The 25,059-nt window shown below is 50.0% G+C and carries 30 protein-coding genes and 2 tRNA genes; 27 read left to right on the forward strand and 5 right to left on the reverse strand.

Translation table 11 applies throughout. The features are described 5' to 3' along the window. Positions 1–5 precede the first annotated feature (5 nt). The 16 genes from AB8881_00760 to AB8881_00835 all read left to right on the forward strand — a co-directional run bounded on the left by AB8881_00760 (position 6) and on the right by AB8881_00835 (position 12,057). Entirely contained in the window at positions 6–539 is a 534-nt protein-coding gene (locus AB8881_00760) for a Na+/H+ antiporter subunit E (GenBank protein ID XDZ63457.1), read from the forward strand. Beyond that, complete coding sequence (locus AB8881_00765) at positions 536–814, forward strand: monovalent cation/H+ antiporter complex subunit F (protein XDZ63458.1); 279 nt, start codon at positions 536–538, stop codon at positions 812–814. The genes AB8881_00760 and AB8881_00765 overlap by 4 nt, the downstream gene beginning before the upstream one ends. Continuing rightward, the gene (gene mnhG / locus AB8881_00770; GenBank protein XDZ63459.1) at positions 811–1,245 is read left to right on the forward strand and encodes a monovalent cation/H(+) antiporter subunit G; all 435 of its coding nucleotides are present in this window, start codon (positions 811–813) and stop codon (positions 1,243–1,245) included. The genes AB8881_00765 and mnhG overlap by 4 nt, the downstream gene beginning before the upstream one ends. Beyond that, a complete protein-coding gene (locus tag AB8881_00775; GenBank protein XDZ63460.1) occupies positions 1,245–1,871 on the forward strand; it encodes a DUF4040 domain-containing protein in 627 nt (208 codons plus the stop codon). The genes mnhG and AB8881_00775 overlap by 1 nt, the downstream gene beginning before the upstream one ends. Next, complete coding sequence (locus tag AB8881_00780) at positions 1,868–2,296, forward strand: Na(+)/H(+) antiporter subunit B (protein XDZ63461.1); 429 nt, start codon at positions 1,868–1,870, stop codon at positions 2,294–2,296. Before AB8881_00775 ends, AB8881_00780 begins: the two co-directional genes overlap by 4 nt. Further along, positions 2,293–2,697 carry a cation:proton antiporter subunit C gene (locus AB8881_00785; GenBank protein ID XDZ63462.1) on the forward strand — a complete coding sequence of 135 codons (405 nt, stop codon included), beginning with the start codon at positions 2,293–2,295 and terminating at the stop codon, positions 2,695–2,697. The genes AB8881_00780 and AB8881_00785 overlap by 4 nt, the downstream gene beginning before the upstream one ends. Continuing rightward, positions 2,697–4,193, forward strand: coding sequence for a monovalent cation/H+ antiporter subunit D family protein (locus AB8881_00790; GenBank protein ID XDZ63463.1), 1,497 nt, complete (start codon positions 2,697–2,699; stop codon positions 4,191–4,193). Before AB8881_00785 ends, AB8881_00790 begins: the two co-directional genes overlap by 1 nt. Then, positions 4,190–5,650: a proton-conducting transporter membrane subunit gene (locus AB8881_00795; protein XDZ63464.1), complete on the forward strand. Its 1,461-nt coding sequence runs from the start codon at positions 4,190–4,192 to the stop codon at positions 5,648–5,650. Before AB8881_00790 ends, AB8881_00795 begins: the two co-directional genes overlap by 4 nt. Continuing rightward, positions 5,647–5,892, forward strand: a complete 246-nt coding sequence (locus tag AB8881_00800; protein XDZ63465.1) for a hypothetical protein — start codon at positions 5,647–5,649, stop codon at positions 5,890–5,892. Before AB8881_00795 ends, AB8881_00800 begins: the two co-directional genes overlap by 4 nt. Next, positions 5,885–7,585 (forward strand): Na(+)/H(+) antiporter subunit D, encoded by a 1,701-nt coding sequence (locus tag AB8881_00805; protein XDZ63466.1) that lies wholly within the window; start codon positions 5,885–5,887, stop codon positions 7,583–7,585. Before AB8881_00800 ends, AB8881_00805 begins: the two co-directional genes overlap by 8 nt. A gap of 43 nt (positions 7,586–7,628) precedes the next feature. Then, the gene (locus AB8881_00810; GenBank protein XDZ63467.1) at positions 7,629–8,138 is read left to right on the forward strand and encodes a DUF192 domain-containing protein; all 510 of its coding nucleotides are present in this window, start codon (positions 7,629–7,631) and stop codon (positions 8,136–8,138) included. Positions 8,139–8,233: 95 nt separating this feature from the next. Beyond that, positions 8,234–8,310, forward strand: a tRNA-Pro gene (locus tag AB8881_00815). Positions 8,311–8,597: 287 nt separating this feature from the next. Further along, positions 8,598–9,401 (forward strand): ATP-binding cassette domain-containing protein, encoded by an 804-nt coding sequence (locus AB8881_00820; GenBank protein ID XDZ63468.1) that lies wholly within the window; start codon positions 8,598–8,600, stop codon positions 9,399–9,401. A gap of 73 nt (positions 9,402–9,474) precedes the next feature. Further along, complete coding sequence (locus tag AB8881_00825; GenBank protein XDZ63469.1) at positions 9,475–10,197, forward strand: transporter substrate-binding domain-containing protein; 723 nt, start codon at positions 9,475–9,477, stop codon at positions 10,195–10,197. Between the two features lie 125 nt (positions 10,198–10,322). Next, positions 10,323–11,210 carry an ABC transporter permease subunit gene (locus tag AB8881_00830; GenBank protein XDZ63470.1) on the forward strand — a complete coding sequence of 296 codons (888 nt, stop codon included), beginning with the start codon at positions 10,323–10,325 and terminating at the stop codon, positions 11,208–11,210. 4 nt (positions 11,211–11,214) lie between these two features. Continuing rightward, a complete protein-coding gene (locus AB8881_00835; GenBank protein ID XDZ63471.1) occupies positions 11,215–12,057 on the forward strand; it encodes an ABC transporter permease subunit in 843 nt (280 codons plus the stop codon). 15 nt (positions 12,058–12,072) lie between these two features. Here AB8881_00835 and AB8881_00840 read toward each other — a convergent pair whose 3' ends face one another. Both AB8881_00840 and AB8881_00845 read right to left on the reverse strand, forming a co-directional pair. Then, positions 12,073–12,939, reverse strand: coding sequence for a DUF3445 domain-containing protein (locus tag AB8881_00840; protein ID XDZ63472.1), 867 nt, complete (start codon positions 12,937–12,939; stop codon positions 12,073–12,075). A gap of 290 nt (positions 12,940–13,229) precedes the next feature. Beyond that, on the reverse strand, positions 13,230–13,721 hold the full coding sequence (locus tag AB8881_00845; protein XDZ63473.1) for an FkbM family methyltransferase: 492 nt from the start codon (positions 13,719–13,721) through the stop codon (positions 13,230–13,232). 296 nt (positions 13,722–14,017) lie between these two features. Between AB8881_00845 and AB8881_00850 the strand changes: the two genes are divergently transcribed. Beyond that, on the forward strand, positions 14,018–14,335 hold the full coding sequence (locus tag AB8881_00850; protein XDZ63474.1) for an ETC complex I subunit: 318 nt from the start codon (positions 14,018–14,020) through the stop codon (positions 14,333–14,335). 89 nt (positions 14,336–14,424) lie between these two features. Beyond that, a tRNA-Arg gene (locus AB8881_00855) sits at positions 14,425–14,501 on the forward strand. A 120-nt stretch (positions 14,502–14,621) separates the two neighbouring features. Here the strand turns inward: AB8881_00855 and AB8881_00860 are convergent. Further along, positions 14,622–14,975, reverse strand: coding sequence for a hypothetical protein (locus AB8881_00860; GenBank protein XDZ63475.1), 354 nt, complete (start codon positions 14,973–14,975; stop codon positions 14,622–14,624). Between the two features lie 630 nt (positions 14,976–15,605). Here AB8881_00860 and AB8881_00865 point away from each other — a divergent pair. Together AB8881_00865 and ltnD are read left to right on the forward strand one after the other, a co-directional pair. After that, entirely contained in the window at positions 15,606–15,776 is a 171-nt protein-coding gene (locus AB8881_00865) for a hypothetical protein (GenBank protein XDZ63476.1), read from the forward strand. A gap of 456 nt (positions 15,777–16,232) precedes the next feature. Further along, positions 16,233–17,132, forward strand: a complete 900-nt coding sequence (gene ltnD, locus AB8881_00870) for an L-threonate dehydrogenase (GenBank protein ID XDZ63477.1) — start codon at positions 16,233–16,235, stop codon at positions 17,130–17,132. 48 nt (positions 17,133–17,180) lie between these two features. On the opposite strand, the gene AB8881_00875 is transcribed toward ltnD, so the two are convergent. Both AB8881_00875 and AB8881_00880 read right to left on the reverse strand, forming a co-directional pair. Next, complete coding sequence (locus AB8881_00875; GenBank protein XDZ63478.1) at positions 17,181–18,047, reverse strand: sulfurtransferase; 867 nt, start codon at positions 18,045–18,047, stop codon at positions 17,181–17,183. 64 nt (positions 18,048–18,111) lie between these two features. Next, on the reverse strand, positions 18,112–19,116 hold the full coding sequence (locus AB8881_00880; protein ID XDZ63479.1) for a cysteine synthase A: 1,005 nt from the start codon (positions 19,114–19,116) through the stop codon (positions 18,112–18,114). Between the two features lie 321 nt (positions 19,117–19,437). Here AB8881_00880 and AB8881_00885 point away from each other — a divergent pair, with 321 nt between their 5' ends. From AB8881_00885 to hisF, 7 genes are all read left to right on the forward strand, one after another. Next, positions 19,438–19,941: a histidine phosphatase family protein gene (locus AB8881_00885; protein ID XDZ63480.1), complete on the forward strand. Its 504-nt coding sequence runs from the start codon at positions 19,438–19,440 to the stop codon at positions 19,939–19,941. A gap of 181 nt (positions 19,942–20,122) precedes the next feature. Beyond that, positions 20,123–20,416: a YerC/YecD family TrpR-related protein gene (locus AB8881_00890; GenBank protein XDZ63481.1), complete on the forward strand. Its 294-nt coding sequence runs from the start codon at positions 20,123–20,125 to the stop codon at positions 20,414–20,416. Continuing rightward, on the forward strand, positions 20,413–21,303 hold the full coding sequence (gene hisG / locus AB8881_00895; GenBank protein ID XDZ63482.1) for an ATP phosphoribosyltransferase: 891 nt from the start codon (positions 20,413–20,415) through the stop codon (positions 21,301–21,303). Before AB8881_00890 ends, hisG begins: the two co-directional genes overlap by 4 nt. A gap of 4 nt (positions 21,304–21,307) precedes the next feature. After that, a complete protein-coding gene (gene hisC / locus AB8881_00900) occupies positions 21,308–22,984 on the forward strand; it encodes a histidinol-phosphate transaminase (GenBank protein XDZ63483.1) in 1,677 nt (558 codons plus the stop codon). Then, on the forward strand, positions 22,981–23,574 hold the full coding sequence (gene hisH, locus AB8881_00905; GenBank protein XDZ63484.1) for an imidazole glycerol phosphate synthase subunit HisH: 594 nt from the start codon (positions 22,981–22,983) through the stop codon (positions 23,572–23,574). Before hisC ends, hisH begins: the two co-directional genes overlap by 4 nt. Continuing rightward, positions 23,574–24,296 carry a 1-(5-phosphoribosyl)-5-[(5-phosphoribosylamino)methylideneamino]imidazole-4-carboxamide isomerase gene (gene hisA, locus AB8881_00910; GenBank protein ID XDZ64477.1) on the forward strand — a complete coding sequence of 241 codons (723 nt, stop codon included), beginning with the start codon at positions 23,574–23,576 and terminating at the stop codon, positions 24,294–24,296. Before hisH ends, hisA begins: the two co-directional genes overlap by 1 nt. Continuing rightward, positions 24,290–25,057: an imidazole glycerol phosphate synthase subunit HisF gene (hisF, locus tag AB8881_00915; protein XDZ63485.1), complete on the forward strand. Its 768-nt coding sequence runs from the start codon at positions 24,290–24,292 to the stop codon at positions 25,055–25,057. Before hisA ends, hisF begins: the two co-directional genes overlap by 7 nt. The last annotated feature ends 2 nt before the right edge of the window (positions 25,058–25,059 follow it).

A 25,059-nucleotide genomic window follows, 5' to 3' on the forward strand; every position in this document is an offset into this window, starting at 1 on the left:
ATCTTATGCGTTTCCTGATCTTGTTCATAACTCTCTTGGCCGGTTGGCTGCTGATGTCGGGCTATTATAACGGCCTGTTGATTGGGCTTGGCGTCGCGAGTTGCTTGCTTTGCGCCTGGCTTAGCCTACGCATTGGGGCAATTGACCGTGAGGGGCTTCCAACCCATTTATTTTCCAAATTACCTGCCTATCTGGTGTGGCTAATCGGCGAAATCATTTCATCAAATATTGCCACCGCCAAAATCATCCTGCGCGGAACATCGGATCCAGAGTTATTTGAGGTGCCGGCCAATCAGAAGACCGCGGCAGGCCTCGCCAACTACGCTAATTCCATTACCCTTACACCCGGCACTGTAACAGTTGACATTGACGAGGCTAAAACAGGGCCAAGCCGGTTTTTAGTGCATGCGCTTCATCCGCAATTTGGCGATGATGTGCGCGGTGGCGATATGGATCAGCGCAATTGCGCGCTTGAGGGCGATACAGCAAATATCGCACTTCAGCCTGCCAGAAACGCAGCTAGGAAACCTGCCAAATGATGATGATTGTTGCGATGATCGCCTGTGCGGTGTGTTTGGTGATGGCGCTCGTGCGGACTGCATTAGGGCCAACAGCTTTTGACCGTGTGCTTGCCGTGAATGCGATTGGCACGCTGATTATTCTTGGCATCTCACTGCATGGGTTTGTGATGGGACGCCCAGAATTTGTCGATATCGCGCTGCTTTACGCGATTTTGAATTTTATTGGCACCTTTGCGGTTTTAAAGATTTTCAGCACAGGCTCGCTTGGTGATAATTCCGCGGGGTCGAAATGATGGATATGCTCATCACCATCCTGTCCGGCCTATCAATTGCCATTGGCGTGATTGCGTTATTGATTGGCAGCCTTGGCCTTATTCGCCTTCCAGATGTTTTTTGCCGAATCCATGCGGTAGGGATGATTGATACTGCCGGGGCCAGCTTTATTATTCTGGGTATGGTAATCCATCAAGGCTATAGCCTTGTCAGTGTTAAATTGCTGCTTATTGGTGTTTTCCTATTTTTCACCAGCCCAATTGCAACGCATGCGGTCGCGCAGGTTGCGCATAAGATGGGGGTAAAACCTGTTGGACGAGACCTCATCAAAAAAGCACCGGCCGCGCCTGTAGTTAAAAATGGGCCAACGAAAAATGGTTCAGCGAAAAATGCTTCAGTCAAGAATACCGGCACCAAAGCGTCAGCGGCTAGCGCGAAAAGGAAATCATAATGGCCGGTTTAATCATTAATATCTTTTTGCTAGCGCTGCTGGTCCTTATCGCAGTTATGGTGGTTCGCTCGGGCCGTCTTTACGCGGTTATTGTCATGTCAGGCGCCTATTCGCTGACGTCAGCGGCGATGTTTGTCAATCTGGACGCGGTTGATGTTGCGTTCACCGAGGCCGCGGTAGGCGCAGGTATTTCGACAGTGTTGTTCCTTGCCGCGATGGCTTATGTGCCAGCGGACGAAAAACCAAGCCAGAATCGCAATTTGCTGGCGGGATTGATCTGCGTCGGGGCAGGGGCATTATTACTATTAGCGGTGTTTGATTTGCCAACTCTTGGCGATCCAATGGCACCGGTTCACCAGCATGTTGCGCCGCGTTATCTCGCTGAAAGTGGCAGCGCGCTTCATATCCCTAATGTTGTGACCACAGTTTTGGCTAGCTATCGCGGCTTTGACACGCTTGGCGAGACGATCGTTGTCTTTACTGCCGGTCTTGGTGTTTTGATGCTCTTGGCGGGATTCACCCGAACCGGGCGGATAAACCCCATCCCGGCGAAAACTGGGTCGGCGAAAAAAGATGGCGGCAAGTCGAAATCATCATCGGCCACGCCGAAAGGGAGCAAGGTATGAAACAAAATCCTGTGTTCCGCGTTGTTGCTAAAATTCTGTTTGCGCCCATCATCATGTTTGGACTTTACGTGCAGTTTCATGGCGATTTTGGCCCCGGCGGCGGGTTTCAGGCCGGGGTAATTATTGCCGCTGCATTTATTCTTCACGCGCTTGTTTTTGGGCTAGAGGCGGGACGTCAGGTTATTTCGGCCCGGGTCAACCTGTGGATGATGGCGCTTGGCGTGACGATATACGGCGCGGTTGGTATCGTCTCGATGGCCAAAGGCGGGCTTTTTCTGGATTATACCGCGCTTACCGGATCGGTCGCATCGGGCCAGCATATCGGCATTATCCTTGTCGAATTTGGCGTTGGTCTGACTGTAACAAGCGTCATGCTGGCATTGTTCCATGCGTTTGCAGGTTTTGATGAGGATCGCGCAAAATGATTGAGCAATTAGCAGGAAGCTGGAACCATATTATCGTCGTCATTTTGATGATGATTGGCTTGTTTTTGGTGATCGCCCGCACAAACTTAATCAAAAAGCTGGTCGGGCTGTCGATCTTCCAGACTTCGGTTTTTATTTTCTACATATCTCTTGGCAAGGTGGCGGGTGGCACGGCGCCAATTCTTGATGGTAATCCTGACACATTATATTCAAATCCATTGCCGCATGTTTTGATTCTGACCGCGATTGTGGTTGGGGTTGCAACGACCGCGCTGGGTCTTGCTTTGATCCTTCGTATCAACGAAGCCTTTGGCACTATTGAAGAAGATGAAATCATCGAAGCCAAGGCACGTGAATCTTTGCCACGGCCAAAACGTCCAACAGGTGAGGCAGCAGAATAATGGGGGCCGCTATTATTACGAATTTACCCGCATTGCTTGTTGTGGTGCCGTTGTTACTAGCACCGGTTAGCGCGCTTTTACCATCGGCTCATCTTGCTTGGATGTTAACGCTGATCGGGGCGGGCAGTTCTTTCATTGCGGCCTTGATGCTGCAGTCGATCACCGAGACCGGTGTGCGTATCAGTTATCACCTCGGTAATTGGGAGCCACCATGGGGCATTGAATTTGTTGTAGATTCTGCAACTAGCTTGACCCTTGTGGTGATGACCGGCCTTGGATTTCTTGCCACGTTGGCAGCGCGCCGGCTTGTTGCAAGCGAAATTAACGATAAAGACAGTGGAAAATTCTATTCCGCATGGATGCTGGTAAGCGGCGGTCTTTTTGGCCTCGTCCTGACGGCTGATGCCTTTAATTTGTTTGTTTTCCTTGAAATATCAGCGCTATCGTCAGTAATTTTGATCGGCATGGGGGCTGGCACTGATCGGCGTGCGCTTGTTGCTGGCTATCATTATCTGGTGATCGGTGCGGTTGGTGCCACCTTTTATGTGATCGGCGTTGGCTTTATATATGCGATGACCGGTACGCTGAATATGGGTGACATGGCCGCCCGTATTCCCGAAGCCGGCGGCAATGCGGTGCTATATGTCGGTTTTGGTTTCATGGTTGCCGGCATGTTGGTGAAAGCGGCAATTTTCCCGGTCCATATCTGGTTACCCGCCGCCTATAGCTACGCCCCGTCAGCGGTGTCAACTCTGCTTGCAGCGATCGCCACCAAGGCCGCACTTTATGTATTGGCGCGAATCCTATTCACAATTTTTGGCGGCGTCCCCGAGATTGTTGATATTGCGGTGACGAACGTAATTGTTCCATTGGCGATTGGCGGCATCTTTGTCGGCACGATCATGGCGATTTACGAGGCCGATATTAAAAAGATGTTTGCGCATTCATCGGTGGCACAAATCGGCTATATCGCGCTTGGTCTTGGGCTAGCAACGCCAGCCGGGATCAGCGCCGGTTTTATCCATATCGGTAATCACGCGCTGATCAAAGGCGGTATTTTTATGGCGATTGGCGGATTTGTTGCGGCGCTTGGTGCACGGGCCAGTCTGGACAATATAACCGGCATTGGCCGCCGGATGCCGTTGACCGCAACCGCGTTTCTGATTTGTGGGCTTAGCCTTGCCGGACTGCCACTAACCGCTGGCTTTATCTCAAAGCTCTATCTGGTAAGGGCAATTCTTGAGACCGAATCATACCTCATTCTGGCACTTGTGCTGATCAGCAGCGCCCTGTCAGTCGTCTATCTTTGGAAGATCATGGAGGTCATGTGGATGCAGCCCGCACCAGTACGATCACCAAAACTAGTGGAAAATCCGGCGATTTACCTGCCGCTTTGGATTGTTGCTTTTGGCAATATATGGTTTGGCATTGATGCAAGCTGGCTGGTTGCTGCGGCGCGCTTCGCTTCGACAGCTTTGTTAGGAGGCGGGGCATGATGTCACTTCAAACTGCAATGCTGGTTGGATTGTTGGCGCCTCTTGTCGTCGCGCTATTGACCCCATTTTTGGCGGTTCGCCACGTCTGGCGCGATGCTGCTGGCCCGATTGGCGGTGTAATCACCTTTATCGCCGCCCTTGAAGTTGCGATGGCGGTTCTTGACGGTCAAACGCCGCGCCTGTTTGTTGCCCAAATTGCCGAAGGTCTGGCGATCGAATTCGCGGTGACGCCGCTTGGGGCTATTTTTGGTCTTGTTGCCTCCGGCCTCTGGATCCTTGCCGCGCTCTATACGGTTGGCTATATGCGTGGCAATCACGAAAAATATCAGACGCGTTTTGCCGCCTTTTATGCCGTTGCTGTTCACGCCGCGATGGCTGTTGCGTGGTCGGGCAATCTTCTGGTGCTGTTTATCTTCTATGAAATTCTAACCTTTTCGACCTATCCGCTTGTAACACATAAAGAAAGTGCCATTGCCCGTAACGCGGGGCGGCTCTATATGAGCATCCTTGTCGGGACATCTGTGGTGCTGTTACTGCCCGCAGTTGTGTGGGTCTGGTTCAGCACAGGAACCCTAGATTTCAGGCCCGGCGGCTATCTTGCAGGGCAAATTGATCCGGCGATGGCACCAATATTGTTAGGACTTTTTGCCTTTGGCGTTGGCAAGGCTGCGTTGATGCCGATCCACCGCTGGTTACCAGCCGCGATGGTGGCACCGACGCCGGTGTCGGCTTTGCTGCACGCGGTTGCCGTTGTTAAGGCCGGTGTCTTTACCATTCTGACCGTTGTTGTTTATGTGTTTGGCATTGATTTTCTGGCCGAAACTGGCGCGGCGGACTGGCTTGTTTGGCTTGCTGCTTTTACCATTCTGGCGTCGAGCATGGTGGCAATCACCAAGGATGATATCAAGGCCCGCTTGGCCTATTCAACGATCAGCCAGCTATCCTATATTATTTTGGGAGCGGCGATTGCATCCTCGCTGGCGGTGCAGGGTGCGGCCTTGCATATTGTCATGCACGCGGCAGGTAAGATTACCTTGTTTTTCTGCGCTGGTGCGATCTATGTGCAGGCCCATCTGACAAAAATCTCTGAACTTGACGGGCAGGGGCGCGAGATGCCATGGGTGTTTGCCGCCTTTTTCATTGGCGCATTGTCTATTATCGGCATTCCACCACTTGGCGGCAGCTGGTCGAAATTCATGTTGATGGTTGGTGCGGTTGAAGCTGGCTACCTTGTAATCCTTGCGGTTTTGGGGCTGTCGTCGCTGTTGAACATATATTACCTCCTAGAGCCCTTATCGCGGGCATTTTTTCGAGAAAAAACAAAAAATGTCGAGGTGAAATTTTATCCCCTCGTGGTGATACCACCGGTTCTCACCGCATTAATCTCAATCGGTTTGTTTTTCTATGACGAAATATTTTTAGACCTCGCGATACTTGCGAGCAGAGGGCAGCAATGAAAAACGATATATCAACTAATTTAAAAATCATGGGCGCGAGGTCAAAACTAGTTTTGATCATTTTATCTCTGATATTGCTAGTTCTGGAGTTCGTTTTTCATCGCCACGCTGAAGTCGAAATAGAAGCACTGGTTTTTTTTCCTGCTCTATATGCGTTTGTTGTCTGTATCGCCATTGTTTTGGGTGGGATAGTTCTCAGAAAACTTATCATGCGTAAAGAGGATTACTACAACAATGGCTGACCTGTTTACAAACATCCCGCCCGGGTTAATCATGGTCGTTCTGGCCATGCCGATAGCCTTTGTGCCACACCATTACCGGCAATTTTGTCTACTTTCGGTTATAGCCATATCCGCTTTTTCTATGACAGCCGGCTCCGGTGTTCACTGGGAAGTTGAGGTTTCTGGATTCAATTTGATTTTAAACAGGGCAGATCACCTTACTCTGCCTTTCTCTATCGTGTTCCACATTGCAGCCGCACTGAACGTAATCTACGGATGGCACGAACCAAAACCTTTAGAACATTGCAGTGGCTTGGCTTATGCAGGCGCTGCCATCGCTGCGATCCATGCGGGGGACTTGTTCTCGCTCTTTATTTGGTGGGAATTGACTGCGGTTACCTCTGTCTTTTTGATTCTGACAAGTGGTTCCCTCCAATCCAAACAGTCAGCAATGAGATATCTAATCATTCAAGTATTATCTGGGATGTTCCTTCTAAGCGGTGCCGCTTTACTCTTTCAAGATAATGGATCACTCGCGTTCGAAAGAATGAGCCTTGACTCGATTGGGGCTTGGTTAGTGTTTATAGCGTTTGGGATAAAGGCTGCCTTCCCACTGCTCAACGGTTGGCTACAAGACTCTTATCCAGAGTCGACCGTTATTGGAACCGTTGTGCTCTCTGCATTCACAACAAAGCTAGCTATCTATGCATTAGCAAGAGGGTTTCCTGGAACGGACATTCTCATAGTCATTGGCTGTATTATGACGATGTTCCCTGTATTTTTTGCGGTTATTGAAAATGACATGCGGCGTGTTCTGTCTTTCAGTTTGAACAATCAGCTTGGGTTCATGGTTGTTGCGATTGGTGTTGGAACAGAGCTAGCAATCAATGGTGCGGTGGCACATGCCTTCGCGCACATTATTTACAAGGGCCTCCTTTTTATGAGTATGGGAGCGGTACTTTATAGAGTGGGAACGATAAAGGCATCTGAGCTTGGTGGATTATATAAGATGATGCCGTTGACCTGCATCTTCTGCATCATTGGTGCTATGTCCATTTCAGCATTCCCACTTTTTAGTGGTTTTGCAGCAAAGTCTCTTATCATGTCGTCACTCGGATACGAGGGCTTGACGTTCGCCTACTTGATTTTGTTAGCCGCTTCAGCAGGCGTTCTGCATCATTCTGGTATCAAAATTCCCTATTTTGCGTTTTTTGGTCATGATGGTGGTCATCATGTTAAAGAAGCGCCGCTTGGCATGCTTGTTGCGATGGGTATGGCTGGTGCTTTGTGTATTTTAATTGGGGTTCTACCGTCGGTATTCTACTCCATTTTACCTTACAATATCGATTACAACCCTTATGATGCGGGGCATGTACTTGCGCAGTCACAATTGTTGATATTTTCAATACTCGCATTCGCATTTTTAATGACGTTTAAGATATATCCGCCTGAGTTGAAATCTACTGTATTGAATTCTGATTGGTTTTACCGGCGGCTGGCACCGGCGGTTGGCCTGCCACTGCTGCGCGGCATAATGCTGGTATGGGGCAGTTTCTTGTGTCAGATGCGCGGCTTTATCAACGCAATCTGGGATACGCTTGACCGGATCATGCACAGCCCCTTAACCGGCCCAACGGTAAGCGGCCGCGCGGTGTTGATACAGGCGGGGTTGCTGGCGTTACTGCTGTTGATTGGCTATGTTGCCGTTGGCTAGGCCGGGGTTTGATCAATCGGTTATGTGCTTGTGCCGTTCTGGGATGGCGTCAGCCAGCGTTGCGGTAAAATTTCTGCGATGTAGATGGCTTGGCCTCGTCATATTGCTGTTGCAGGCCCTATGGCTAGCACCAGTTGCCGCGGATGATGTTTTAAGGGCACCCGATTATACCAGCGGCAGTATAATGCTGTTGCAGGGTGGACAGCAGACGCCCTTAAAGTTTGATGTACGCTTTGCCCAAACGCCTGAACAGCACAGATTTGGGCTGATGTTCAGCCCGCCATTGGCGCCGCAAAGCGGTATGCTGTTCATCTTTGAAGATGCGGCGCCGCGGTCATTCTGGATGAAAAATACGCCTATCGCGCTTGATATGCTGTTTTTTGCGGCTGATGGCAGGCTCGTCACGACAATTGCCAACGCCGCGCCCCATAGCCTAACGCCGCGCCGATCAAAGATACCTGCAAAATATGTTTTGGAAATTGGCGACGGTGAGGCGAGCCGGTTGGGCCTTGGGGCAGGGACGCGCCTCCAGCTTCCGCTTGTCAGTGAGTAAAATCCTGCAGCTTCATAAAAAAAAGTAAAATAAATCGTATTTTGCACGCGATGAATGCTTGAAATTCCGTAACAGGGGGGATATGAAAGCAGCGTCGGAGTGTAGCGCAGCCTGGTAGCGCATCTGGTTTGGGACCAGAGGGCCGGGAGTTCGAATCTCTCCACTCCGACCATTTCCCAAATATCTCTTTTATTGCTGCTACAGTCTGCCGTCTGATTTTGCTGTCTTATTGCGCATCACGAGGTGATTTGTCCGCTCGTTTCTTTTTACGCTCGCTTGTTTACGCTGTCTTTTGTTTTGGAGTGCCGGCTAGATCCGAGACCCGTAACTATGGCCTAATCATAGTGGTAATTGACAATCAGCCTTGCCAAACTTGGATGAATGTGGCTTTTACAAAAGGGCGACAGTCGTTATTCACCAAATTCCGCCAAGTGACCGTCTTAAAAGGATGAAGTTTTTGTGAGTAGCCCAATCGAAAAACAAAATAGTCTCGAACTGCGGGATATTCATAAAAGCTATGATGGGCTGGCCGTCCTGCGCGGGGTTAGCCTTACCGCAAAGCCGGGAACGGTAACGTCGATTATTGGATCATCGGGATCTGGAAAATCGACGCTATTGCGCTGTGCTAATCTTTTGGAAACTAGTCAGGGCGGCGATATTATTTTTGGCGGTGAGGCATTGCGCTGGCAGGCCGAGGGTGAGAATAGGCATCCCGCCGACAAGGCGCAGGTTCGGGCACTTCGCCAACGTGTTGCAATGGTGTTTCAGCAATTTAACCTTTGGACACATATGACGATCTTGGACAATGTGATCGAGGCGCCAGTAACCGTTCTTGGCAAAAACCGCAATGATATGCGCGAGATCGGGCGCGAATTATTGGCCAAGGTTGGCATTGCTGATAAGGCGGATGCTTGGCCTGCAATGTTGTCAGGCGGTCAACAGCAACGTGCCGCCATTGCGCGGGCATTGGCGATGAACCCCGAGGTTATCCTGTTTGATGAGCCAACATCCGCCCTTGACCCAGAGCTTGAGGCCGAAGTTGTCGAGGTGATTTTGCAGCTGGCGCGTGATGGCCGCACGATGATCATGGTCACACATGATATGCAGCTTGTTCGCGATATTTCCGACCATGTGATCTTTTTACATGAAGGGCTGGTTGAAGAAGAGGGCAATGCGGCCGATATGTTCACCGCACCAAAATCGTCAAGATTAAGTCAGTTTTTGCGTTCTGCTGTTACAATTGACAATAAATCTGCTAGATAGATTTATAACGCGTGTCACCTTTTGCTGTATCGGGACTATTGCGGAATAAACCACAACAATCAGGAGTGTAACGATGAAATCACTTTTATTTGCCGGTGTGCTGGCCGCACTTAGCATCAATATTGCAAATGCCGACACAATCCGTATGGGCACAGAGGGCGCATACCCTCCCTATAATTTTATCAATGACAAAAAAGAAGTTGATGGGTTCGAGCGCCATCTTGGTGATGAGCTGTGCAAACGCGCAAACCTTACCTGCGTTTGGGTGGTAAATGAGTGGGACTCAATCATCCCGAACCTGTTAGCAGGAAACTATGACACCATCATTGCCGGGATGTCGATCACTGACGAGCGCGATAAGGTTATTGATTTTACCGAGGCTTATTATCCGCCTGCACCATCATTTTACGTCGCGCTTACGGGGTCTAATGTGAACCTTAAGGGCGGTGTTATCGCCGCACAAACCGGCACAATTCAAGCTGGTCATGTGGCGGCTAGTGGGGCAACCCTTGTTGAATTTGCAACACCTGATGAGACGATCGCTGCGGTTCGCAATGGCGAGGCTGATGCAGTGCTTGCTGATAGCGATTATCTTGCACCAATCATTAAAGAATCTGCTGGCAAGCTGGCTCAGATCGGCGAAGTCTATCTTGGCGACGGTATCGGCATGGGCGTTCGCGAGTCTGATAGCGCGCTAAAGGAAAAGATGAACAAGGCGATCCAATCGATGAAACAAGACGGCTCATTGAACAAATTGCTGGTCAAATGGTTCGGTGCTGACGTCAAAACCTACTAATGACCAAATCTTCTAACATCACAGAACCGGCCAGCAATTATATGTTGGCCGGGGTACCTGTCCGGCGTAAGAGTGACTGGAAAACCTCGTTTTGCGCTGCGGCCGGCGCGATTTAGGCGGGCCTTATGTTTTCCGTCTGTACCGATCCTTCGCTGCTTTCCGGTTTTGATTGGTTTGCCTGTTATCTGACAACGCCGAAGCATCTCACATTTTTTGGATCATTCTTTTTAGTCCTGCTGCTTATTGCGGTCGTTGCCCCCGTTGCGCTAGGTCTTGGATTTGCTGCTGCGGTTGCCAGTCGGTCAGCGTCACCGTTTTTATCGCTTCCGGGGCGGGGTTATGTTGCGCTGGCGCGGGGCGTTCCTGACATCGTGTTTTTCCTGTTTGTACCTATTGCGCTCGATCAGGCTTTTGAATATCTGCGTTATCTTATGATTTGCCCTGATCAACCGGGCGGGGTCTGGCAGGGCAATGATTTCATCGTCTGCAGTGCCGCGAAATTGCCGCTCTCCACTGCTGCACCAATTTGGCATAGCGTCTATGGATTTGGGCTTGCCGTCATTTCGTTTGGCATTGTATTTGGTGCATTTGCCGGCAATGTGCTGGTCGGGTCTTTTAAGGCTGTTCCCATCGCGCAAATTCAGACAGGTGCCAGTTTCGGCATGACGGATTCGCAAATTTTCCGCCGAATATTGGTGCCGCAAATGTGGGTCTTTGCTTTGCCCGGCCTATCTAACCTCTGGCAAATTCTAATTAAAGCAACGCCGCTTTTGTTCCTATTGGGTTTGCAGGATATCGTCTATTGGGCGCGCGAGCTTGGCAGTTCCAAGACTGGTATTTATGCCTATCCTCATCCGGATTGGCGATTATATTATTTCGCATTTCTACTGATCTTCTATCTTGGCCTTACCTCCGTCAGTGAGGCCGCATATAAGCGTCTCATGGCACGATTGAGCCACGGGCAGGGGACGATTGCCAGTGCTGGCAAAACGTCTCTTCGAGGCGGGGTCTAAGGGCATGAGCAGTTGTTTTGAAACGATCCAAGCCTATGGATTGCGCGCCATTGGAATCGGTGAGCGACTTTTACCTAAAACCGATATTACCTTATGTGAACAGATGGTGCTTATCGGTTCTGGGCTAATCTGGAATGTCTATTTTGGCATTTTGGCAACCGGATTTGGCTTTTGGTTTGCGGTCTTTTTATCACTTGGTCGGGCAAGCCCGCCTGCCATCCTGCGCGTGGCGGCGGCTGGATTTGTGTTTCTGTTTCGAGGCTCGCCATTATTTATCCAGTTTTTCTTTGCTTATGAGACCTTCGTGCTTTTGCCAAAGGTTGGGCTCACGCTTGACCTTGGCGTTGTTGTTATTGATGCAACTACAGGCTGGCTGACAAAAGCATGGGCAGGCGCACTTTTTGTGCTGTTTTGCAATACTGCCGCCTATTCGAGTGAAATTTTCTCGGGCGCTATGCAGGCTGTACCAAATGGGCAAATCGAGGCTGCACGCGCTAGCGGGATGACCAAATTCCAAATATTCCGCCGGATTATGTTTCCGAACATGCTGCGCCTTGCGTGGCCTGCCTATATGAACGAAGCGATATTTCTGTTCCATTCAACGACATTGGTCTTTTTCTCTGGCTTTCCGGCATGGCGCCAAGAAGGTGATGCGCTTTATTACGCGTCATATTTTGCCGAAAAAACCTTTAACCCGTTCGTTCCTTATCCGATCGTCGCAGTCTATTTCATTCTGATAACCCTCATCATTATCGGTTTTTTCAGCGTTACCGGCAGCTATTTAAACCGCTCAGTTCCGCAACAACGACGGGTCAAGTCGCGCTTTCGGCCATTACTCTGGCGTTAGGCGCATATCTAGCTGTTATTTGCGGGCGGCGGGTATTCCAGCAGCGCGGCGGATAGCATCCAGATACAGTGACGCCCCTTTATAGTGCCTTTGCGCGTCCGGCAAATCCTCGAGCAACTGTCCAAGCGACGCCAACGCCCCCTCAACCCCCACCCAATCGCCAAGCGATTCAAGATTGGTGCGGATGGTGAATAGAATATGCCCCGATTTTGGCAATTTGCGCAGTGTCTGCCGTTCAATGCGGACAAAAATATCATCGATTTTGGTGGCGTTATCGCTACTCGGACGGGCGCTCCGCTGCGGGGTATAAAGGTTTTGATCTATTTGCAAAGACCAATTGAAGCGACAGCTGATTGGGCCTGATTTCATGTTATTAAAAAACCTATTAACCGGCGTCTCTAATCTCTTGTCATAATCTGGAACCGGCGCATGGACAGCCGACATTGGCTTTGCGATTTTGTCGGTTAAAACCCAATGCGCCGGAAAGGCGATGGCGCCCGCACTTAGAACCCAATCAGGTTCTGTTGCACCAGCAGTCATCACCGGACTTATAATCGCCAGATCTTCTGGAATTGAACGCGCGGCAGCTTCTAAAGGGTGAAGATCACCGCGGGCCGGCAGCGATATATCCAAATAATCTTGTGCATATGCAGTTATCAATTCCCAGCATTCCTGCGACGCATCATCACCAAGATCAATGGCCGCAAACACATCACCTAAAACTTCATCAAATAACTTATTTTTAAGGGCTATCTGCTGGACTCTGCTATGGCTATTGCCGAAAATATCATCATGCGGCAACCATTCGGCCTCTGGACAAAACTGCAGTCCCATTTTCAGGCTGGTGCCTAATCTTTCCCAAATGGGTTTCTTACCATTCATCACTTGTGCCACCCAGTTAGACGCCTGATTAGATATTGAAAGTTTGCGGCATCAAGATCATCACTGCAACTCCATAAGCTCTGTTTGACATCACCAAACCGCAGGAGCGCTGGACAGGATTGGGGTTGGAGCTAGGCTTTGGACGGTACAAACAAATAATCCGTAGCCTCGCCAATAGCTGAAACCTGATCCCAGCCATAACTGTCAGTCAACACATAAGCATCATAACCAGCGCCAATAAATTGCGCAAAGATATCAGCAGCTGAGCCGGCAAAATTGTCGGCGCGCCCCTATACCAGCTCAATAAACCAAATTGGCCGCATTTGATGTAATAGGTTGGGCGCACCATCCAGCACAAATTGTTCCGCGCCCTCTACATCAATTTTAACGATGTCAACATTCGTGATGGCCTCATCACTGAGCACATCATCCAGCCGTCGTGCCGTTACCGTCTCAATAAATGCGTGCGCACTATCACCGCCCCCGATATGCGAAAGCCCAACCCGAAGTGACCCTGACTTTTTCACCGGCGTTTTTAACTGAACCTCTGCATCCTGATGACTGAGCGCGAGTTTACGGCAGCGCACAGCAGACAGATTTGAGGTCACAATTTCCAAGATCGAATAGACGTAATTCGATGGTTCGATTGCCAGCACGAGTTTTGGCTTATTGGACGCCGCCACAAACGCCTTGGTAAACAGACCAACATTCGCACCAACATCTATGATCACCGGTTTCTGGGTGTCGCACCTTGACATGATTGCGGCAACCAGCTGTGTCATTCTCTGGCTACGCTTGGTCTTTGACAGCAGGCCAAGCCACCTAATTTTTTGCAGAATGGAGTAGGATTTATTGAAAAGAACTGAACCAAAAGCCACGAAAAAAAACCTGTAACAAAACAAAATAAGAACACAGATACAGCTATAATACAGAACAGGCCGAGCCGGAAGGCGATTATCGCTGTCATCGCGATTGTCGGCCGTGCCGCATCATAAAATTAGGCTTTTCGTGCGCAGCATTTAAACCTATAAATATCACATTGCCGGTATTGGCGCTGTTTAAAACGATCGAGGCTGAAATGACCGCAAAAATTTACAAACCCAGCAAAACGGCGATGCAATCGGGCCGTAAAACCAAAATTAGCCGCGGGTGTGAATGGGTTCTGGCCTATACGCGCAAAAGCCCAGCCAAACCCGATCATTTAATGGGGTGGCAATCATCATCTGATACGGCGCGTCAGGTGCGGATATATTTTCCTGATATGGAATCGGCGGTCACCTATGCCGAGGCGAACAACATTGACTATGTGGTGCAAGCACCGAAATCACGCCGTGTAAAGCCAAAGGCCTACGCCGATAATTTCGCCTTTACCCGAAATGGTGCGTGGACACACTGAAAACGGGATCTCGGGGGTGAAGACCCTAAGGCAAATCCCGTCTGGACAAAGCTGGTAAAAACCGGCACAACCAAGCGCATCTTTTAAAAGGTTCCGTAGCTCAACTGGATAGAGCAGCTGACTTCTAATCAGCAGGTTGGGGGTTCGAGTCCTCCCGGAATCGCCATCTTTTTCAATGGTTACAGTATTTCTATGGTCTCAAGATTTGCTTGGGGCTACAGCGGGGGTATATAATATCCCTGCGAAAAATAGCTTCAAAAAAATGCGAGACATTGTTGGCGGTTGCTTAAAAAGGCAGAAAACCTCTGATCAATGGCAAGAAAGCGAGCAGTTTTTGAAGCAAGCCCATGACGCTGATACCAAATCGTGGCAACACAAAGAACACAATGCCAGCTATCACCGCGCCAAATAACAAAACAGGCAGCAGGCTTGGCTTGCTTGGTCTTGCTTCTGCGTCTAGCACCTTTCCATCAACCACATCATCACTCTTCTTGGAGAAGAGCTTTGATAAAAGTAATCCAATGGCGATGCCGACAGCGGCTAAAATTATTAATCTGATCATTGTGTAGATGTTGGGTTTAGCCCCACAAAAATCAACTGCATTATTGCTGTAAAGGTGAGGGGGGGCAAGAAATCGCACCCTTGATCACTCGATATTAAGTGTTCTCACATTTTTTTGCAAAAAAAGCCCGCGCCAAATTAGCTGTAGGCTTTGTTAGGACTGTAGCATTTTGACAACCGCACTTTGTTTACAGATAAAAACAACCAACAATGTTGTTTGCCTGCCTATTGATGCTTGGTTGCGGTTTATGGACTATAGCACTCTGGTGATTGAGGACCGATAGCAACCTACTTTGTGTATTTATGTATATAAGTCCTTAAAAAACTCGGCAGTGCGGCATTTTGGGTGGCGCTGCAAAAAACGCATCATATTCATGCAAAAGAAAGCCTTCTTTGCATAATGATTTACCGCTAAACAATAACACCTAGGGAGGGGGTCCGGTGGTTATCAGGAATTGCCATCGGGCCTTACCTCTCTACGACACCCAAATTCATTTCCTCCAGCCGAATTTGGACTAACCGGCCTCACTGCCTTCCTCCCCCAGGCAGTGGGGCCTTTTTTGCAAAAAATCACTTTTAAGATTCACAAACCCTCTATTCTGTGATTCACTCGTCCGATGATTGAAAAAGTGGCAAAAGAAGCTGCGGTGACTTCATCAACGCTGTAGCTCTTTTCTAATGTCTATTTTTTTTAAAAAATGTTGGGAGAATGACTTTGTTTTTAGCGACGAATGCAATCCGAGAAACGCGTCACACACGCCAGTCAAAGCCATTCACGGTCATCCGCACCGTCGATAGAGCCCTCAAAGTCGGGGCTTTGATTGCTGCAATGTCGATTATTGCTGCCTGCAGCGGTGTCCCGCTGATACCGGGAATTTAGCAATCATAATCATAGTATCAATTTTGAGAATTACCGGCATCTCTACTGTTTCATCTATTGACTTTAACCCCCAGTCTGTGACCCAATCACTAATCAAATTTTATCTTTATTAGGGGTTAATTATGAAAAAATCTGCACTAACAATCGTCCTTTTAGCCAGCTGCGTTGCCTTTGGCGCATGCTCCAGCTATCCAACATGGGTTCCAGAATGGGCGCAAGTTGGCGCTAAATAATCCCCATTGAAATCCGCCCCGTCGTCGTAATGCGCATCTAGGTTGCCTCTTATTGCGGCTTGCATAACTTCGTTGGCGGCGTTTAGCGACCTCGATAGCACAGCGGTTTTCCTGTGCTATTGTTGTTTGTGCTATAATTTGGCGCATCTATGACCGAACGCAGCGGCCAACGCTATATTGCCATTAATTGAGGCGGCGGCGCGAAACACGAGGATTAATAACCATGTCAAAACAAGTGATTTCCGTTTTTGGGCTTGGCTCAATGGGGTTTGGCGTGGCGTGCTCGGCACTAGCTGCCGGCCATCATGTCTATGGATTTGATGTCAATCCGGATAGTCAGTCCAAATTCATTGCCAAGGGCGGCGATCAGGCGGTGGTCGCCGATGCGGGCGTGCAATCAGATGTTGTTGTTTCAGTGGTGCTAAACGGTGCGCAAACCGTTGATATTCTGTTTGGCGATAATGGCATTGTGCCGCATATGCGCCCGGGTAGCGTGGTGGTCTCTTGTGCAACCGTGGCACCTGATCTGGCGCGTGATCTGGCTGCACGATGCGACACGTTCCAAATCTTATATCTTGACGCCCCGATATCTGGCGGCTCAGTAAAGGCGGCCGAGGGCGCGCTCACCATGATGGCGTCCGGCAGCGCATCAAGCTTTGACGCGGCAAAACCTACGCTTGATGCCATTACCCAAACTGTTTACCGGCTTGGCGATGAGGCTGGTGCTGGATCGGCGATGAAAGCGGTTAACCAGCTATTGGCCGGGGTGCATATCGCGGCCATGGGCGAAGCGCTGACATTTGGCATTAGCCAGGGCGTCGACGCGGCGCGCATTGTCGAGGTGATTTCAAAATGCGCCGGCACCAGCTGGATGTTTGAAAATCGTGCACCGCACGTTGTTGATGGTGATTACACACCACATTCCGCAGTAAATATCTGGCTCAAAGACCTTGGCATTGTGTTGGATGTGGCAAAGGGGTCGAATTTTTCTGCGCCTCTGGCCGCCGCTGCTTTGCAGCAATTTGTCGCTGCTGCCGGGCAAGGGCTTGGCCGTGAGGACGATGCCGCAGTTGCCAAGGTTTATGCCCATAATGCTGGCATCAGTCTACCAAAGGCAAAATAAACGGCATTATTTACGCACCCAGATGACAAAAAATTAGCTACCAAAAAATTAGCTACCCGTTTCAACCGGCGCATCAGACGCGCCCCATTCACTCCATGATCCGTCATAGACAAAGACATTTTCATTGCCAAGAAGCGCCAGCCCAAGCGCAAGGCCGCAAGCAGTCACGCCCGAACCACAGGTAGTAATCACTGGACGGCTGGTTTCAATCCCGCCAGCGGCAAAGGCTGCAGCAATCTCGTCAATTGAACGCAAACCACCATCTTTATCAATGAGGCTGGCAATTGGCACATTTGAGGCACCGGGCATGTGACCGCCACGCAAACCGGCCCTCGGTTCGGGGTCAATGCCCGCAAAACGGCCGGGTGAGCGGGCATCTGCGATTTGCCCGGCAACGCCAAGCTCGACCAGATTGCGAAGGCTCTCCATCGGGATCATCTGTGCCCCAACGGGCGCCCGAACGCTAAAACTGCCTTTATCAACATTATTTGCTGGGCCGGATTCCGTTGGCCCAGAAATGGCAAGCCATGATTTGAGGCCACCATCAAGAACACTAACCTTGTCATGCCCAAACAGGCGCAGCATCCACCATGCACGCGCTGCGCTTAAAAACACCGAGTCGCAATAGACAATCACATGATCATCATTGTTGAGGCCAAGCAATTGCATCTCTGATTGGAACAGATCGGCAGAGGGAAGTGTATGCGGAAGAGGGGACGATTTATCAGCAATTCGATCAATGTCAAACCGGCCTGATCCAGCGATTCGGCAGGCAAGATGTTCGTCATTCGCATTACGACCCAATGTTGGCAGATGCGATGTTGCATCGAGGATTTTAACCCCCGTTTTACCGAGATTTTCGACAAGCCATCCGGCGGTAACCGTCAATGGTGTTGAAGACGCTGAAGATGGCATAAAAACCTCTTTTATAATCAGTTTGGAAACTTAGCGCTGCTCTGCTGGCAGACAAAGCGGACCATTACAGCCAGCTTGGCACCGGCAAATTCTTTGATTTCAAAAATTCAGGGTTCCAGACCTTTGACTGATAACGCTGACCAGAATCGCATAAGATCGTAACAATCCGGTTACCCGGGCCCAATTCGCGCGCCATAGCGACAGCGCCCGCAACGTTAATTGCGGTAGAGCCGCCAAGATAAAGCCCCTCATTCTGCATCAGGTCAAAAATCAGCGGTAAGGCCTCGCTGTCATTCAGGCAGAACGCCATATCCACGGGAGCCTCGGCAAGATTGGCGGTGATTCGGCCTTGACCAATGCCCTCAGAAATCGAATTTCCGTCTGATTTCAATTCACCATGACGATAATAATTAAACAGCGCAGAGCCCTCGGGATCCGCAAGCCCTATTTTAATGTCCTTGTTCTTTTCTTTCAGAAATTTACCAACCCCGGCAAGTGTCCCACCAGATCCAACAGCGCAGATAAAGCCATCTACCAGCCCGTCAGTCTGATTCCATATCTCGGGGCCAGTGGTCTGGTAATGCCCCTGCAAATTCGCTGTATTATCAAATTGATTGGCCCAAATCACCCCGCCATTATGCGTTGCCGACAGCTCTTTTGCCAGCGCTTCGGAATAACGCACATAATTGTTCGGATCCTTATAGGACGCTGCTGGCACAAGGCGCAAATCTGCCCCGCATACACGCAAAACATCCTTTTTTTCCTGACTTTGGGTTTCCGGCATAACGATTACCGACTTATAGCCTTTGGCATTGCCAACCATGGTCAACCCAATACCGGTATTGCCAGCCGTGCCCTCAACGATCAGCCCACCAGGCCCGATAAGGCCGCGCGCCTCAGCATCCTCAATGATCGCCTTGGCCGCTCTGTCCTTAACCGATCCCCCTGGATTCATGAACTCGGCTTTTCCATAAATCTCACATCCGGTCATTTCCGAAACAGCCTTTAGACGGATCAACGGCGTGTTGCCAATTGCAGCAACAAATCCGGGAACATTGCTTTGCGACATGAATTCACCTTTGTGGATTTTTAGTGCGATACCAGCCTACCAAGCGACAAGCAAAAATGCACGAGATAGCGGGCGGAATAGTCGATAATGTAAAAGCCCGATATCATTTGTAAATCTAAAACTGCATTTCCTGTGATGGATCGCGCCATATTCGGGGTAATTCCATTCTTGGCAGGCTCTGTTGTTCGTGGCACCATCAGGCAAAGCCAGCGATCGTAAAAACGTCCAGCGATCGTAAAAACGTTAAGTGATAGCAAATGGCTCACACAAGCGGGGGCTCGGCGTAACAAAAGATAGGTAAAAAGGGGCATATAACCCATCATGGCGCGCATCACACTCATCAGGCATGGCAAAGCCGAAAAACCGATGGCCGGCAAGCAAGATATTGACAGGTCGTTGATTACCCGCGGCCAGCAAAACGCCGCAGCTGTTGGTGGCTTTATTGCCGCCCATAAAATGCTGCCACAATTGGTATTAGTGTCTCCGGCCGTGCGCACCCGCGAAACCTATGAGCACATAAAACTGCACTGGCCTGATAATATTGAGGCCAAATATGTAGATGCGCTCTATGAAGCGTCGGCAAGCACATTGCTGCACGCAATCATTGATCATGCTGGTGATTTGTCAGATGTAGCTGTGATTGGGCATAATCCCAGCCTTGTCGTACTGCTAAATCATATGGTTGGTGACGGCCATGCCGAGCAAAACCTTGGCTATTTTCCAACCTGCTGTACTGCAGATATTGGGTTTGTCGCGCCCAAAATTTGCGACATTATTTCGGATGAAGGCAGGTTGCTGTCAATAAAACGGGCGCGCGATCTCTAGTTTGACTGGTCTTTGATTAGGTCATATACGCTGACGAGGCGCGCGACCGGAACCGGTTTCCCACACTTCCATAAATCATTCATTTTTGTAAATCATTGGGCTGTTGCCGCTTGACAGGTTTGTTTTAGCGTATTAAACCGCTATCACATTAAAGCATTAATCATTTCAGGATGAGGCGCTGGTGAAACGCGACCAGATAGACACGACGCATGAAGATGATCTTTTTGACGCCATTCTGGCGTTAAAAAACGCCGATGAGGCGCGCAATTTCTTTTACGACCTGTGCACGCCAACTGAATTAGAGGGGTTGATCGATCGATGGCGCGTTGCACAAATGCTGGTGAAAAAGGTGCCGTACCGCAAAATTGCCGAGGAAACCAACGTGAGCACTGCAACAATCGTTCGTGTGGCCCGGTTTTTAAACAACGGTTTTGATGGCTATAAAACAATCATGCAAAGACAGGGTAAGTTATGAGTGACGACAAACGGCTGAAAATAGCCATCCAGAAATCGGGCAGACTTGCCGATATGTCGATACAGCTTCTGGAAAAATGCGGTATTTCGCTGGCCAAAAGCCGTGATCAGCTTTTATGTCGTGCGCAGAATTTCCCGTTAGATATTTTTCTCGTTCGTGATGACGATATTCCGGCGTTTCTGGCAACCGATGTTTGCCAACTCGGCATTTTAGGGCAGAACGGCCTGTTGGAAAAGCAGGCGCTTGGCAATGGTAAATTTGCCGGACTTCGCCAGCTATTGCCGCTTGGCTATGGCAAATGTCGCCTGTCGATTGCTGTGCCACATGATTTTGATTACCAGTCAATCAGCTCACTTAAAGGCAAGGTTATCGCGACATCATATAAGGGGTTATTGGCACAATATCTTGCAGATCACAAAATTGACGCAGATATTGTAACGATGCAAGGCGCTGTTGAGGTGGCACCAAGAACACATCTTGCCGATGTGATTTGTGACCTTGTGTCAACTGGCAGTACCTTGGCGTCGAACGGCCTTGTAGAAAAGGACATCATCCTCGAATCACAGGCGGTGCTTGTGAGCAATCAGATTGATGATCCCAACATTGCCGCATTGGCCGAAAAAGTCACATCGCGCATTAAGGCGGTGCTGCGCGCGGAAAACAGCCGCTATATCATGCTGAACAGCCCAATTGACTCGCTTGACGCGATCAAGGCAGTGCTGCCCGGCTCGCAATCTCCAACAGTCATGCCGCTGCAGGGCCGCGATGATATGGTTGCAGTTCACGCTGTCTGCGAGGAGGGGGTGTTCTGGGACACGATGGAAGATCTGAAAGCCAATGGCGCTAATTCCATTCTTGTTGTTCCCATCGAAAAAATGCTGGATTAACACCATGACAAGCAATTCACTCTCTGAAATGACAGCAATCTGTCAACGTGCGCGCCCGGAAATTCTGGCTATGGCTGGTTATGTTTCAGCGCGGTCACTGCAATTACCAGGCAGCCAGACCATCTTTCTGGACGCCAATGAATGCGCCTATGAGCCTTTTGTTGGTGCCAGCGGCCTGTCACGTTATCCGGCGCAGCAGCCCCAAGCACTAGTCGATGGATTCTGCCGGTGGCTTGACGTTTCATCGCGCAATCTGACGATTACCCGCGGCGCGGATGAGGGTATTGATTGCCTGATGCGGGCCTTTTGTGTTCCGGGGGTTGATAATATCGTGATCTGCCCGCCAACCTTTGCGATGTATGCTCAATCGGCGATGTTGCAGGGTGTGGCCGTAAAATCAGCCATGTTGGACAGCGATTTTGGCCTTGATCTGAAAGCAATTGCCAAGGCCGTCGATGCGAATACTAAAATGATTTTTGTATGTTCGCCAAATAATCCGACTGCCAACTTGATGGATGCGGCGGCAATCCATAGCCTTTGCGAAGACTATGCCGATAGGGCATTGATTGTCGTCGACGAGACCTATATCGAATTTAGTGATCAGCCAAGTATGATTGCCAAGCTGGATCAATTTGCCAATCTGGTGGTGTTGCGAACCTTATCCAAATCACATGCGGCAGCGGGTTTGCGGTGCGGTGCGGTGGTGGCGCGGGCTGATATCACTGGCTTGTTGCAAAAAGTGTTGGCGCCATATCCGTTGGCGGTGCCAGTAACGCAGGCGGCATTGACCATTCTTAAGCCCAAAAACACCATGAAATTGGCTGAAAAGCGGGCTGATATTATTGCGCGCCGTGATGTCTATGCGCGGCAGATGGCGCAATGTGGCGATGTTTTATCGGTTCTGCCGTCAGATGCAAATTATCTGTTACTGATTGTTCGCAATGCCGCTGATTTTTGCGAAAGGGCGCGCAATGCAGGCATTATCCTGCGCGATCAGTCGCACCAGCCCGGACTGGAGAACGCGGTTCGTATCTCGGTTGGCAGTGAAACTGAGATGCAGCGACTGCTGGCGGTAATGTCGAGCGAGGCTACAGAGGCCTTGCCAGAACAACGCCGGTTTAGCGTCACCCGAAAAACCAGCGAAACCGCAATTTCAGTTACCGTCAATTTAGATCAGGCTGGCCCGGTTAAGATTAATACTGGCGTTGGTTTCTATGATCATATGCTGGATCAGATTGCCAAACATGGCGGGTTTTCGCTTGAGCTGGAATGTGATGGTGATTTGCATATTGATCCGCATCATTCGGTTGAAGATTGCGCGATTGCGCTTGGACAGGCTATCCGCGGTGCGCTAGGCGACAAGCGTGGGATTGGCCGTTATGGGTTTTTCTTGCCCATGGATGAGTCACTGGTAAAGGTTGCGCTTGATTTCGGCGGTCGCTTCTATCTGGATTTCAAGGCTGATTTTCCCGAAAGCAATGTTGGCGATTTGCCCTGCGATATGGTGCCTCATGTGTTTTATTCGCTGGCTGAACATATGCAGGCCAATTTGCATATCGAGGTAACTGGCGAGAACACGCATCACATGGTTGAGGCCTGTTTTAAGGGGTTTGGCCGCGCGTTGCGTCAGGCTATCCGTATCGAGGGTAACGAGATGCCCAGCACAAAGGGAACATTATGATCGCGATTATCGATAGCGGCGGGGCAAATATCGCCTCGGTTCAATTTGCGCTGGAACGTCTTGGGGCGGCCTCTATATTAACCGACGATGCCGCCACCATCCGATCCGCCGACAAGGTTTTACTGCCAGGCGTTGGGGCAGCGCCGGTGGCGATGCAGCGTCTTGCGCAAACCGGGCTTATTGACTGTATCCGAGAATTGACCCAGCCAGTTTTGGGAATTTGCCTTGGAATGCAGCTGTTATTTGCGCGTTCAGCCGAGGGTGACACGCCGCTTTTGGGGCTTTTTGCGGCAAATTGTTCAGGCTTCACACCAGCGCCCGGCCGGTCGGTGCCACATATGGGATGGAATCGGCTTGCCCGTCAGCAAGATCACCCCCTATTGGCCGGCATTGACGACGGCGCACATGTCTATTTTGTGCATAGTTATTTTGCGCCAGTGACGTCCGATACCGTTGCGGCATCGTCGTATGGCGATGATTTTACCGCGATTGTCGCCAAAAATAACTTTATGGGATGCCAATTTCACCCCGAACGTTCAGGGCCGGTTGGCGCGCAGATTTTACGCAATTTTCTGGAGATGCCATCATGATCATTTACCCCGCAATTGACCTGATTGGCGGTGCAGTTGTGCGTTTGCATAAGGGCGATTTTGATCAATTAACAAACTATGGCGATGACCCTGTGGCGGTTGCGCAATCCTATGCTGATGCGGGTGCTGACTGGTTACATCTGGTGGATCTTGATGGTGCAAAAAACCCTGATAACCGGCAGATTGATCTGATTGCAAAGATTATCAGCAGCACCGGCCTAAAGGTACAGACAGGTGGCGGCATTCGGTCATTCGACGATGTTGCTGCACTGGTTGACGCTGGCGCAAGCCGAATCGTAATCGGAAGCCTCGCAGTTCGTGACCCTGCCACCACCAAAGGTATTTTTGCCGCTTTCGGAGCTGAGAAAATTTGCCTAGCTGCCGATGTGATTTGGCAAAATGACGGGTTTTATATTGCGGTTTCTGGCTGGCAAGAGGCCAGCAGCCTGTCTTTATTTGATTTTATCGAAACCTATCAAGACGACGGACTTCGTCATGCACTTTGCACCGATATTGATCGTGACGGCACATTAAACGGTTGTAATCGCGACCTTTATCAAGAAGTAAAACAAAAATATCCGCAAGTGCAATTGCAAGCATCTGGCGGGGTCAGCGCGCTAGCCGACCTTGATGGATTGACCGCCGATGGGGTGATTATTGGTAAGGCGCTCTATGAGGGGCGCTTTACCGTTGCCCAAGCATTGGAGGCGGTCGCATGTTAACCAAACGGATTATCGCCTGTCTTGATGTTAAAGACGGCCGCGTTGTGAAAGGCGTGCAATTTCGTAACCATGTTGATATGGGCGATATTTTAGACCTTAGCCAGCGTTATGCCGACGAGGGCGTTGACGAATTGGTGTTCTATGACATTACCGCCAGCAGTGATGGGCGCGTTGTCGACAAGGGCTGGGTTAACCAGATTGCCCGCCGGATTAACATTCCTTTTTGTGTGGCCGGCGGTATTCGCACGATTGCCGATGCCAAAGCGATCCTGAATGATGGCGCCGACAAAATTTCGGTAAATTCACCTGCTTTGGAACGGCCTGAATTTATCTCCGAACTGGCTGCCAGTTTTGGTACACAATGCGTTGTTGCTGGCATTGATAGCAGGCGCGAAGGCGATAAATTACATGTTTATCAATACACTGGGGATGAAACTAAAACCATTAAGTCAAAACGGGATTCAGTGTCATGGGCACGCGAACTTACCCGCCTTGGTGCTGGTGAGATCGTGTTGAACTGCATGAATAATGACGGCGTTCGTCAGGGTTACGACATTGAACAGCTTGCGGCGGTGCGTGCTGCGGTAACTGTGCCGGTTATCGCCTCGGGCGGGGCCGGAGACTATGCTCATTTTGCCGATTTATTCCGGCAAACCGATATTGATGGCGCATTGGCAGCATCGGTATTCCATAGCGGTAAAATTCCCATTCCGGACTTAAAAGCCTATCTGAAATCAGCAGCAATCGAAGTGCGAGTTTAGTC

The organism is Alphaproteobacteria bacterium LSUCC0396 (genome assembly GCA_041228345.1).
Classification (GTDB): Bacteria; Pseudomonadota; Alphaproteobacteria; order Puniceispirillales; family Puniceispirillaceae; genus UBA3439.